This is a genomic window from Kluyvera genomosp. 2 (genome assembly GCF_036759865.1).
Lineage (GTDB): Bacteria > Pseudomonadota > Gammaproteobacteria > Enterobacterales > Enterobacteriaceae > Kluyvera > Kluyvera ascorbata_B.
Genome location: NZ_JAPKIA010000007.1, coordinates 242,025 through 252,756, shown reverse-complemented (window position 1 = coordinate 252,756; position 10,732 = coordinate 242,025). Strand labels below are relative to the sequence as shown.

Annotated in this window: 13 protein-coding genes and 1 pseudogene; 5 read left to right on the top strand and 9 right to left on the bottom strand. The window is 54.5% G+C overall.

Features of this window, described 5'->3' with window-relative positions; all coding sequences use genetic code 11:
* The first annotated feature begins 237 nt into the window (after positions 1-237).
* Complete coding sequence (locus V6942_RS09995) at positions 238-681, top strand: VOC family protein (protein ID WP_182928923.1); 444 nt, start codon at positions 238-240, stop codon at positions 679-681.
* A gap of 45 nt (positions 682-726) precedes the next feature.
* Here the strand turns inward: V6942_RS09995 and V6942_RS09990 are convergent, their stop codons facing one another.
* The 3 genes and pseudogenes from V6942_RS09990 to V6942_RS09980 form a co-directional block, all read right to left on the bottom strand.
* Positions 727-1,434 (bottom strand): ArsR/SmtB family transcription factor, encoded by a 708-nt coding sequence (locus V6942_RS09990; protein WP_420107844.1) that lies wholly within the window; start codon positions 1,432-1,434, stop codon positions 727-729.
* The gene (locus tag V6942_RS09985) at positions 1,431-1,823 is read right to left on the bottom strand and encodes an amino acid-binding protein (RefSeq protein ID WP_106927037.1); all 393 of its coding nucleotides are present in this window, start codon (positions 1,821-1,823) and stop codon (positions 1,431-1,433) included. Before V6942_RS09985 ends, V6942_RS09990 begins: the two co-directional genes overlap by 4 nt.
* Positions 1,816-2,142, bottom strand: a pseudogene (locus V6942_RS09980) (antibiotic biosynthesis monooxygenase family protein). Before V6942_RS09980 ends, V6942_RS09985 begins: the two are co-directional and overlap by 8 nt.
* Positions 2,143-2,302: 160 nt before the next feature.
* Here V6942_RS09980 and V6942_RS09975 point away from each other — a divergent pair.
* Positions 2,303-2,887, top strand: a complete 585-nt coding sequence (locus V6942_RS09975) for a GDP-mannose pyrophosphatase (RefSeq protein ID WP_182928921.1) — start codon at positions 2,303-2,305, stop codon at positions 2,885-2,887.
* Here V6942_RS09975 and V6942_RS09970 read toward each other — a convergent pair.
* Entirely contained in the window at positions 2,884-3,786 is a 903-nt protein-coding gene (locus V6942_RS09970; protein WP_181358001.1) for a LysR family transcriptional regulator, read from the bottom strand. The genes V6942_RS09975 and V6942_RS09970 overlap by 4 nt on opposite strands.
* Positions 3,787-3,935: 149 nt before the next feature.
* On the opposite strand from V6942_RS09970, the gene V6942_RS09965 reads away from it, so the two are divergent.
* Entirely contained in the window at positions 3,936-4,913 is a 978-nt protein-coding gene (locus V6942_RS09965; RefSeq protein ID WP_182928920.1) for an NAD(P)H-dependent flavin oxidoreductase, read from the top strand.
* 50 nt (positions 4,914-4,963) lie between these two features.
* Here the strand turns inward: V6942_RS09965 and V6942_RS09960 are convergent, their stop codons facing one another.
* The 4 genes from V6942_RS09960 to V6942_RS09945 are packed head-to-tail and all read right to left on the bottom strand — an operon-like array spanning position 4,964 to position 8,036.
* Positions 4,964-5,278, bottom strand: coding sequence for a non-heme iron oxygenase ferredoxin subunit (locus V6942_RS09960; RefSeq protein WP_106927027.1), 315 nt, complete (start codon positions 5,276-5,278; stop codon positions 4,964-4,966).
* Between the two features lie 9 nt (positions 5,279-5,287).
* A complete protein-coding gene (locus V6942_RS09955) occupies positions 5,288-5,764 on the bottom strand; it encodes an aromatic-ring-hydroxylating dioxygenase subunit beta (RefSeq protein WP_223878933.1) in 477 nt (158 codons plus the stop codon).
* Between the two features lies 1 nt (position 5,765).
* On the bottom strand, positions 5,766-7,022 hold the full coding sequence (locus V6942_RS09950) for an aromatic ring-hydroxylating dioxygenase subunit alpha (protein WP_106927025.1): 1,257 nt from the start codon (positions 7,020-7,022) through the stop codon (positions 5,766-5,768).
* Between the two features lie 36 nt (positions 7,023-7,058).
* On the bottom strand, positions 7,059-8,036 hold the full coding sequence (locus tag V6942_RS09945; RefSeq protein ID WP_106927023.1) for a 2Fe-2S iron-sulfur cluster-binding protein: 978 nt from the start codon (positions 8,034-8,036) through the stop codon (positions 7,059-7,061).
* Positions 8,037-8,151: 115 nt separating this feature from the next.
* On the opposite strand from V6942_RS09945, the gene V6942_RS09940 reads away from it, so the two are divergent.
* A complete protein-coding gene (locus V6942_RS09940) occupies positions 8,152-9,057 on the top strand; it encodes a LysR family transcriptional regulator (RefSeq protein WP_106927021.1) in 906 nt (301 codons plus the stop codon).
* A 19-nt stretch (positions 9,058-9,076) separates the two neighbouring features.
* Here the strand turns inward: V6942_RS09940 and V6942_RS09935 are convergent, their stop codons facing one another.
* A complete protein-coding gene (locus V6942_RS09935) occupies positions 9,077-9,868 on the bottom strand; it encodes a helix-turn-helix transcriptional regulator (protein WP_182967817.1) in 792 nt (263 codons plus the stop codon).
* 101 nt (positions 9,869-9,969) lie between these two features.
* On the opposite strand from V6942_RS09935, the gene V6942_RS09930 reads away from it, so the two are divergent.
* Complete coding sequence (locus tag V6942_RS09930; RefSeq protein ID WP_333501193.1) at positions 9,970-10,728, top strand: class I SAM-dependent methyltransferase; 759 nt, start codon at positions 9,970-9,972, stop codon at positions 10,726-10,728.
* Positions 10,729-10,732: the final 4 nt, after the last annotated feature.

Here is a 10,732-nt window from a genome sequence, read left to right as displayed (position 1 = left end):
GCTAAATGCCAGCACTTCGTGCAGTCATTTAACATGTTCAACACATTATGCGCACTAATGTAGGGTCAGATGGAATCCGACGTTTTGTGGTCATGATTGTCCTGGTCGTTGATAGCGCTCTAAAAGCGCTTACTCCTGTGCAGGCTCCACCTACGCTGATCATTTCATAGCTCGCCGTTGCGTCGGCCGTCGCAACCCTATACATTCAAATACTTCACTGTATCTTCAGGAGGAAGTATGGTTCCAGAACTCACCAATCTTAACGTTATGTTCGTTGCCGGCTTTGGGCCTGTTACCCGTGATACTCAGGACAGCAAAGCATTTTATATCAACGCGTTGGGCCTGCCGCTAAAGTCCATGGATGGCAATGATGATTATCTGCTGACGGATGTAGATGCACTGCATGGTGTTAAGCATTTTGCGCTTTGGCCACTGTCCCAGGCGGCGAAATCTTGTTTTGGCACGGCGTTCTGGCCTGATGATATTCCCGTTCCTCAGGCATGGATTGAATTTGAAGTGGCGGATATTGATATTGCTACCAATGCACTTTGCGCTCAGGGATATCATCTGCTCGTCGCAAAACGTACCGAGCCCTGGGGTCAAACCGTGACGCGTCTGCTCAGTCCCGAAGGCTTATTAGCCGGTGTGACCATTACGCCGTGGCTGCGCGAAAATCGCTGATGTCGTGAACTGAACCTGAAGACATCAGGTTCGTTTTCTGTCTGCTTAGGCGTCAACCCGGAAATGCTTTCTCAGCGCCCTTTTTCCGGCGTCGGTAAAACGAACTTCCCGGTAACCCGGTACTCGTTCAATCCACCCATGTTGGGTAAACGCCTTTAGCAATGCCGCGCCGGCTTCACCACCAAGATGCGGCCGTCGTTCGCTCCAGTCCAGACAGGCACAGACCGGTTTACGCGATGAGCGCGCGCTGATGACGGCGCCTAACCCGGCGAGTCTGGCAGAGCCGATGACAGACAATGATGCGTTATCCGACGTAAACCAGCCCTCTTCAACCATAAAATCATACAGACTAACGGCAACTTCACCGGCCAGATGATCGTAACAGGTCCGTGCTTTACGCAAATGCACCGGCGTTGTGGGCTTCGCGCGTGGAACTGCCTTCATCGATACCCCCATCAGGGTTTCCAGCAGAGACGCGATTTCGCGTCCGGCCAGCCGATAATAGCGATGTCGCCCCTGAGCCAGGCAGAGAATAAGCTGACCGTTCAGCAGCTTATTCAGATGCGCGCTGGCCGTGGATGGCGCAATCCCGGCAACGGTACTCAGCTCAGTCGCCGTCCACGCTCGCCCATCCATTAACGCACAGAGCATGCTCACGCGTGAAGGATCCGCCATGGCTGCCGCAATGTTGGCTATGGTTTTTTCCAGCTGCGCACCGTCGTCAAATTCAGGGCAAGAGTTAAGCGATTTCACGGTAATCTAACGCTCCATTTATCGGTCAGCCTGGCGGCCAGAGGATCATCATCGGTCAGCAAAATCAGCCTGTTATCATGATCGCTGTACTGCACGAGGATCGTGATGCCCGCGTCGGCCAGCACGCGCGCTATCTCACCTAGCTCACCGGGCCGCTCCTGCTTCAGGCGACGAATTAATGGCCGGGTTACGCAGATAACCGTCATGCCGGCATCAACGAGCACTTGTCTGGCCCGTTCACCTTCGGCGACCAGAAAATGGGCATGTGCAATTTCTCCTGCGGTAAACACGCCACCGCCTTCCAGCCCTACGCCGTGCAGGCCGAGCGTCGTACCTAATCGCGCCAGCTCTCCCGGACGAGATTGAAGAATGACATGGATATCATACATGATGCGAGCCCCCGCGTTCATCAGACGAATATTCACGAATCACCTGTGCGACCCGGATACGGTAGTGGGAAAAGATCGTCCGTTTCCCCTCCTCCTGGGCCATCTGATGCAGAGCATTTCGCTTCCATTCGAGCACCGAAGCCTCACTTTCCCACCAGGAAAGTGACAAGATAGTCCCTTCACGACTGAGACTTTGAAATCGTTCAATGGCGATAAATCAGGGAATATGCGCCAGTGCGGCATTCAATTCCGCGGCGAGCACCAGGTAGCGGGCCTGATGGTCAGCAGCGGCCTGCGCTTCAAACAGTACGGCAATCATAGCAACCCCCTTGCGTTGTGAGGTGCTCACTGTAGCGTCGAGTTCGGCCCTTATGCTTCGATAGATAACGAAATATGCCTAAAGCCAGGAATGCACGAATTATCTTGAATATGCACGAAAGCGCCGTATATGATGCGTTTTCTAATCTGGAGAAATCATTGTGCAGCAAAAAACCGCAAAAATACGCATTATCAAGACCGATACGCTCTCTGACAATTGGTATGTACTCAAGAAATATACGTTTGCCCTACAGCGACAAAACGGTGAATGGCAACAGCAAAACCGTGAAGTTTACGATCGCGGTAACGGTGCGACGATCCTGCTCTATAACCGTGAGCGCCGCACCGTTATTCTTACTCGGCAGTTCCGTTTTCCGACCTTCGTCAATGGCTATCCGGGCTATCTGATCGAGAGCGCCGCTGGGCTACTGGATAATATGGATGCCGAAAGCCGTATCAAAGCCGAAGCCGAAGAAGAAACCGGGTTCCGTCTTACCAACGTGCAAAAGGTCTTTGAGGCCTTTATGAGCCCCGGCTCCGTCACGGAAAAACTGCATTTCTTTGTTGCTGAATATGCCGACCAGAATAAGGTCAGCGCCGGAGGCGGCATTGAAGCAGAAGGCGAAGATATTGAAGTGCTAGAGATGCGTTTTGACGATGCGCTGGCCGCTATCGATAACGGTGATATTATCGATGGCAAAACGATTATGCTGCTGTACCACCTTGCGGTAAAAGGTCTGCTTTAAGCGCGCGGCTGCTGGATTTGCGCCAGCAGCCCTTCCAGCCACTGCGCAAACACCCTGACTTTGTGTGATAAATGCCGATGCGGATAAAGCAGCGAAAGCCTGCGCGCCGGACATGGATTATCGGACAGCACTTCCACTAACTGACCGCTGTCTATGTACGGCTGTAAGAAGAAGTTCATTCCCTGAAGCAGGCCAAGCCCGGCAAGCCCTGCCGAAATATAGACCTCGGAATTATCGAGGATCAGCTTGCCCGGTAGATATATTTCCTCCACGCCCTTCTCCGTCTGGAAGCGCCACGGCACCACTTCTCGGCTGTTGTTGACAAACCAGTTAACGCCCTGATGGTGGCGCAACGACTCAAGCGACGTCGGCGTGCCGTACCGCGCAAGATAATCCGGGCTGGCGCAGGTGGTCATGTTGATGTTGCCAAGCGGCCGGGCCACGTAGTCGCCGTCGTCAAGCTCGCCCATGCGCAATACGCAGTCGAGGCCGTCGCGCAGCATATCGCGACGCATGTCGCTACTGCTGAGTACGATCTCCAGATCCGGATGCGCGTCATAGAACGCCCGCAGATGCGGCACCACCACCAGGCGGGCAAATGCGATTGGCATATCTACGCGCAGCTGGCCGTGCAGCGGGCGATCCGGGGAAAAGGACTCCAGCAGATCGTCTGCCTGAGACAGCAGCGGTTTACTGCGACGATAAAATTCTTCACCTTCCGGCGTCAGATAAATACGTCGCGTGGTGCGCTGTAGCAGCCGTACGCCGCTGCCCTGCTCGAGCTGCTGCACCGCTTTGGTCACCGCCGGGCGGTGTATTTGCAGGTTTTCCGCCGCCTGGGTGAAGCTGCCTGAATCGACAATTTCGATAAAAATCTTAATATTTTCAAAAAGATTCATCTGCATGATGCACGTTTCCCGGCAATCGAAGAATTATTGTTATTTATTTAATAACAGTGAAGAACTTTTTTCACTATTTTTCTAAACAATGAACCTCTCTACACTGCCCGCATCCCAGCAAATTCGCGCTGTAATGAGGAAATAGCATCATGAAAACGAATCGTATCACTCAGATCCTCGGCATCGAAAAACCCGTTGTCCAGGGCCCGCTTTCCTGGCTGACCGATGCCCGTTTCGTTGCCGCCGTTAGCAACGCCGGCGGCCTGGGCGTGTTAGGCCCAAACGCTGGCCTGACGGCAGAAACGGCGGTGTCGACGCCTGAAGAAACGGCAGAAAAAATGCGCGAAGAAATTCGTAAAACCAAGGCGTTAACGGAAAAACCGTTTGCCGTTAACCTGATTCCATCAGCAGAAAACGACATCTGGACCCCCGGTATTCTGCGAGTGATGAAGGAAGAGGCGGTAAAAGCCGTGGTTTATACCGGCTACGGTGAAGGCGCCATTATTCCTGCGTTGTTTGAGGAATTAAAAGCCGCAGGTATTGCCATTATCTACCGTGATATTAACCCAACGCCGGCGAATAGCCGTGAGGCAGAACGTGCGGGGGCGGATATCATTGTGGCCACAGGCTTTGATGAAGGCGGTACTCTGCCGGGCACTGCGCTGGGCACATTCTCCGTCGTTCCGATGATTGTCGACGCCGTGAAGCACGTGCCGGTCCTCGCCGCGGGAGGGATTGTGGATAAACGCACGGCCAAAGCCGCCCATGCGCTTGGCGCGGAAGGCGTGTTCGCCGGGTCGGTGTTTATCAGCACGCTAGAAAACCGCGTACCGCTGTCGGTGAAAGAAAAAATCGTCGCCGCCAACGGTCTGGACCTTAGCCTGTTCCGCACCCTGCCCGACTACTACCGTTCGCTGCCGGGGAAACTGACCGAGAAACTGGTGGCCATGGATAAAGCCGGTGCCACGAAGGAAGACATCGGCAGCGCAATGGGCGGTTTGCGCGGACTGCGTCTCGGGATGCTGGAAGGCAACACTGACGAAGGCTATATCTCATTAGGTACGGGGATTGGCGGCATTAAGCGGATTGTCAGCGTTGCCGACGTTGTTGAACAACTCTCGGTTTAGCCCTTCCAGAGAGGGGTGACTAAAAGGGCAGCCTTCGGCTGCCCTTTTCATCAGGCAAAGCGGAGATAAACCTGCTCGCCGTCGATCTGTACCGGGTAAATAGCCACACCTTCAGTTAACGGGCTGCACATTGCCTTACCGGTTTTAATGCAGAATCGGCCCTGATGCAGCGGGCACTCAATTTCACCGTCTTCAAGAAAACCGTCGCTCAAGCGCGCATTGCCGTGAGAACACTGATTATCGCTGGCAAAAACGCCCTCATCGGTACGGTAAAGCGCGATATCGCGACCGTTAATCGCGATGCCAATTACATCGTCTTCCGGCAGATCGGCCAGCTCGGCGGCAAAAATCCAGTTATCAGACATATCATCACCTCAAATAGGATAGATCAGCGAGTTAGGTACCAGTTCGCTATCGAAAATGCACAGGCGGCTGGCAAAGCGCAGCCCTTCCGCCGTTCGAACCACCGTATCGAGGTAGTAGCCCACGTTGAAGACCTCGCTGTGGCCATCCGGCTTGGTACGGAAGACGGCATAGTGGGTCCGCGCTACGATCCCTTGTTCATCGACCGAGATCACATGCGGTAACCCCACCACGTGGCGCTGGTAGTAAGGGTCATGAAAAAGCGTTTCGGCAACGCCGTAAATACGGTCTTTCAGCATACCTTTGCTTTCAAGATTGATGGTGCAAAGCGGCAGCTGGCGGTCGTAGTTCTCCCGCGGGATCACCTTATAGCAGCAGTCTTCGGTAAATAGCGTCGTCCACTTTGCCCACTCAGCGCGATCAACGGCGTCGCTGTACTCGGTTTGCAGCGCCACAAGCTGTTGCCAGATTTCATTGTTAATCATCATGTTAAATCTCCAGTACGCCGCGCCAGTAATGGTACATCCCGCGAATCAGGCTCTCCGAGACCATATGATCGCTATTTTCATAGCCGGTGCCGTTCATCTCGGCAAGGGTGCGTCGATGGTCATTGTGATGGAACCCCTGCTGAGAAAACTCCACGACTTCGCCGTCGTCAGCCGACACGAAACCGGCCGGGCCGAACAGATTGGCCTGTTTCAGACGACGTTGGGTCATCTCCTCGTCATCGTCAGCAAAACCAAAGTGAGTCCAGACAAAATCGAAGGCGTTTGGCCCGCGCGGCTGAATATGGCGTACCGACATCGAATTGACGTTTTGCTGAATAACCAGGCTCGGAAATAGCGTCATCATGACCACCGTCGGGCCGTTCCACCAGGGTTCCTCCACCACATCAAGGAAGCTGGCATCGTTCAGCTGCATTTGCTCTTTAAAGCTGCTAACTCCTTGTGTCACCGCGCTTTTACCGCCATTTCCTTTCCGGCTAATCATCGCCGCATGGCGGTATTTATCGTCCATAATCAGCTGTGAACGATTATCGGCACGCCACAGGCCAAACGTCACAAACCAGGTGTGCAGCAGGCCCGCGTGGTACGGATCTTTAATGTTTTCCTGCATCAGCTTCCAGTTACCTGGAATGCGTTGGCGGTTATAGCCCAGCAGCTTGAGCTGACGACCGCTAAACACGCGCTCAAAATATGCCAGGATATCCGGGCCCAGATACTGCTCAAGCGGCTCGACGTCGGGCGAGAAAGAGGCAAACACGACGCCATTGTGGCAAGCGACGTTCAGCTTTTTCAGCCCGTGTTCCGCAGGGTTAAAGTCCTTGGGCATTCCACCGTTGACTTTGCCGTCCTGCTTCACGCCGCGACGGAAAGGCACGCCCTGAAGGTTACCGTTGAGGTCGTAATTCCACTGATGATACGGGCAGACAAAATCGCTGCGGTTGCCCGATTTTTCACGGCAGAAGCGCATTCCACGGTGCGCGCAGACGTTTTCAACCACATTAATTTCCCCCTGTTGATTACGTACCGCGATCACCGAACGTTCGCCGATGACGCTGCGCACAAAATCACCAGGCTCTGGGATCTCGGCTTCCAGCGCCACATAGCACCAGTGTTTTCCGTAGAAAATCTTGTCGAGCTCGCGCTGGTAAATATCGTCGCGGGTATAGGCCCAGTAAGGAATACGGCTGGTCCCATCGTCTGGCCAGAGTAAATTGCTATTGGGTTCAGAGGTGAAGTTCATAGTGACTCCTTTTAGTTATCTATCCGGGTAACGACATTACGGTTGGTAATAAAACGCATCGGCGTGAATATCTTCGGCGCGGGCACCTAGCGCACGAGCCTGCAGGGTCATGGCTTCAACCATCGCCGGTGGCCCTGCCGGGTAAACCTTCCAGCCCTTCAGCGTCGGCAGATCCTGCGCAACCGCGGCGGGCAGACGCCCGGTGCGTATGGTTTCGGTTGGTGTCTCCTGGCTTAGCACTATCTGATAGCGGAAATGAGGGTATGCATTGGCCAGCGCCTCCAGCTGTTCGGTACCGTACAAATCGGCAGCCCAGCGGCAACCGTAATAGAGGTGAATGGGATTCTTCATCCCGGCGGCCAACGCCGAGCGAATAATCGACAACTGTGGCGCCAGACCGGTACCACCGGCAACGCAAAGGATTGGCCCGGGATGTTTTTGTCGCAGCCAGCTGGCGCCCAAAGGGCCGTTCAGCTTAATCATGGTACCCGGCATTAGCGTTTGACTCAGCCCTGGCGTCACCCGGCCATCTGCAACAATGCGAATATGAAACTCCAGCTCATCGTCCTGCGGGCTGCCGGCCATGGAGTAGCTGCGCTGGCCGCCCCCGGGAAAGGTCAGCCTGACGAACTGCCCGGCAGACCAGCTAAAGGCTTTGGCCGGTTTCAGACGCAGCCGCCATACGTCATGGCACAGGGGCGAAAATTCGCTCACCGTTGTTTTTAACGTCCGTGCCGGGTGCACCACAATTTCATCGGTCGGCGGCAGCGCAATAGCACAATCTGAATGTAACGTCGTACAGCAGGCCAATACTTCGCCGGCAGCCATTTCCGGAGCGTCCTCCGGCAGCGTTTGCTCAACGTTGCCGCGCAGTACGGTACAACGGCAGGTCTGGCAGCGCCCGGCCATACAGCTGTAGGAAATAGCAATTTGATGTTCACGTAACACATCCAGCAGGTTACTGCCCGGCGTCACGGTGACCTGCCGGTTGACCGTAGTGAAGTCCACATGCATCACAGTTCCTTCCCTTAAATGTTGTTATTTTGTTAATGAAGCGTATAAAAAAACATCTCAGTGAGATATGCCGTGTGGTTTATCGCGGTTATTAATCGGATTGATAACGATATCTATGTCACGTTTACACGAAGTGGATCTCAACCTGCTGGTGCTCTTTCGCCATATGTACACTGAACGTCATACCGGGCGCGTGGCGGAGATTATGGGGCTGACTCAGCCATCCGTTAGCCATGCGCTAAAACGTTTACGCGTCATGCTGGACGATGAATTATTTGAAAAAGCGTCGCGCGGTATGCGCCCTACGCCCTATGCCGAGGCCATTGCCGGTGATGTGGATGATGTTCTGAGCGCGCTGGAAAAGACGCTGAGCTATCGCAATACCTTCACGCCGTGGGAGAGCCAGCGCGAGTTTCGCGTGGCGATGACCGACCTGGGTGAAATTTACCTGCTGCCCAGGTTAATGAATCTGCTGAGTAAAGAGGCGCCGGGAGTCCGTATCACCACCGTGCGCGACACCGCGGTGCCGCTGAAAATAGAGATGGAAAACGGTGGCGTAGATCTGGCGATCGGCCTATTGCCGCAGCTGGAAGCGGGGTTTTATCAGCGCCGGTTGTTCGACCAACGCTATGTCTGCCTGATGCGTAAAGATCATCCTCTAAGCGCCGTCCCGTTCGATGAGGCGGCGTTTCGAGCAGCCCAGCACATTAAAGTGATGGCCCAGGATTCAGGGCATAAGCGGATCTTCGAACTTTTCGCCAAAGCGGGAATCAGCGATCAAAGCCTGCTGTGCGTACCGCATTTTATGGCGATCCCCTACATCCTGAGCGAAACCGACTTTATTGTTACGGTGACCGAGAAGCTGGCGCTGCAAACGGCGCAGCGCTTCGGGTTGGCCATTCGCCCGCTGCCTTACGCGCTCCCCGGCATCCAGATTAACCTGTTCTGGCACAGCCACGTACACCAGGACGCCGCTAACATTTGGCTGCGCCGCTGCTTTATGCGCCTGTTTACAGAATAGTCGCGACTAGGTGACAACGTCACTTATTGAGGCATTCAGGAACCAACATAATCATTTTTAGCGCCCGATTACTGGACAACTGCCAGCTCAGTTGGCGATAAGTCACATCGCCCTGTCCGGTGTGGTGAAATATCCGTTCTCCCCCTTCTCGCACAATAACCTGCTGTTGCGCCCAGAATTCGCGAAAATCGCGGCTGTTGTCGGTCATCTGTTGTACAAACGCGTTCAGGGCGCTGTCGTTAGGATAATGAATAGCGTCGGCGCGCAGCTCGGCGACGATTCGCCGTGCGCGTGCCTCCCAGTTATCCACCAGGGTACGCGCCAGCGGGTTATGAAACATAAACATCATCATATTAGGCGCGGGATCGGTATCCAGCCAGCCGCTAAACAGCGCCTGCGCCCCGCTATTCCAGGACAATACCTGCCAGGTGAGATCTAATAAGTAACACGGCGCAGCAACCTGATGAACGGTTGATAAGATGGTTTGCTCTACCGCCGGTACCTGTTCACTTAGCGGATCGCTTTTGTGCGCGAGCAGGAAAAGATATTCACGCTCTGCGGAATTGAGCTGAAGGGCGTTCGCAATGCCTGAAAGCGTCTGTGCCGAAACGGTCACGTCGCGCCCTTGCTCTAGCCAGGTATACCAGGTGGTGCTGATGCCGCTCATTTGCGCCACCTCTTCACGACGTAACCCTTGGGTCCTTCGACGAGAAAGGATGGGAATACCTAATCGTTCCGGGGACGTATTCTCGCGCTTAACGCGCAAGAAAGCGCCCAATGCTTGTGGCCCTGTCAGCCCGCTTTTGTCCATGGTAGTGACTCGATATACCAGTATAAGTAGCAATATTGTACCCGTATTAATCCGGGCGTATAGTCCATTTTAACAACAACATAACAATGAGGAAGTCGGGTATGAGCAATCATCATGAAGCATTAGTTAAAGCACAGTTTGGCGGTCAGGCTGCTGCCTATTTGCAAAGCAACGTCCATGCGCAGGGCGCGGATTTACGCCGCCTGGCAGAATGGTTAGCCAATGCCGGCGACGCCAATCTGCTGGATGTAGGCTGCGGCGCCGGGCACGCGAGCTTCACCGCCGCCCCTTTGGTTGCGCAGGTGACCGCCTACGATCTGTCTGATGGCATGCTGGCAGTCGTCGCCCAGGAAGCGGAAACGCGCGGCTTGCACAATATCGTCTGTGCCCAAGGGCCTGCTGAAGCCCTGCCGTTTGCCGATCGGCATTTTGATATCGTCATCAGCCGCTATTCCGCCCACCACTGGCACGATATGCAGGCGGCATTGATGGAAATTCGCCGCGTTCTGAAGCCTGGCGGCCGTTTTATCATGATGGATATCGCATCACCGGGAAAAGCGATTCTCGACATCTGGCTGCAGACGATTGAAATGCTGCGCGATCCTTCGCACATTCGTAACTATTCGCAGGGAGAATGGCTGGCCATGGTCAATAGTCGGGGCCTGATGGTCGAAAAACTGGTGGGCGATACGCTGCGCCTGGAGTTTTCGTCCTGGGTGGCGCGAATGAAAACGCCCGACAATATTGTGGAAGCAATCCGCTATCTGCAAAGCCGGGTTTCTCAGGAGGTGCACGCGCATTTTGCCATTGAGGATGACGGCAGCTTCACTACCGATACCATTATGTTTGAGGCGCGATAAGAGA

Excerpts from the sequence above, each read along its gene's own strand:
- V6942_RS09995 (WP_182928923.1), top strand. The coding sequence starts at position 238 with ATGGTTCCAGAACTCACCAATCTTAACGTTATGTTCGTTGCCGGCTTT.
- V6942_RS09960 (WP_106927027.1), bottom strand. The coding sequence starts at position 5,278 with ATGTCTGATAACTGGATTTTTGCCGCCGAGCTGGCCGATCTGCCGGAA.
- V6942_RS09950 (WP_106927025.1), bottom strand. The coding sequence starts at position 7,022 with ATGAACTTCACCTCTGAACCCAATAGCAATTTACTCTGGCCAGACGAT.
- V6942_RS09955 (WP_223878933.1), bottom strand. The coding sequence starts at position 5,764 with ATGATGATTAACAATGAAATCTGGCAACAGCTTGTGGCGCTGCAAACC.
- V6942_RS09945 (WP_106927023.1), bottom strand. The coding sequence starts at position 8,036 with ATGCATGTGGACTTCACTACGGTCAACCGGCAGGTCACCGTGACGCCG.
- V6942_RS09965 (WP_182928920.1), top strand. The coding sequence starts at position 3,936 with ATGAAAACGAATCGTATCACTCAGATCCTCGGCATCGAAAAACCCGTT.
- V6942_RS09940 (WP_106927021.1), top strand. The coding sequence starts at position 8,152 with ATGTCACGTTTACACGAAGTGGATCTCAACCTGCTGGTGCTCTTTCGC.
- V6942_RS09930 (WP_333501193.1), top strand. The coding sequence starts at position 9,970 with ATGAGCAATCATCATGAAGCATTAGTTAAAGCACAGTTTGGCGGTCAG.
- V6942_RS09935 (WP_182967817.1), bottom strand. The coding sequence starts at position 9,868 with ATGGACAAAAGCGGGCTGACAGGGCCACAAGCATTGGGCGCTTTCTTG.
- V6942_RS09985 (WP_106927037.1), bottom strand. The coding sequence starts at position 1,823 with ATGTATGATATCCATGTCATTCTTCAATCTCGTCCGGGAGAGCTGGCG.
- V6942_RS09970 (WP_181358001.1), bottom strand. The coding sequence starts at position 3,786 with ATGAATCTTTTTGAAAATATTAAGATTTTTATCGAAATTGTCGATTCA.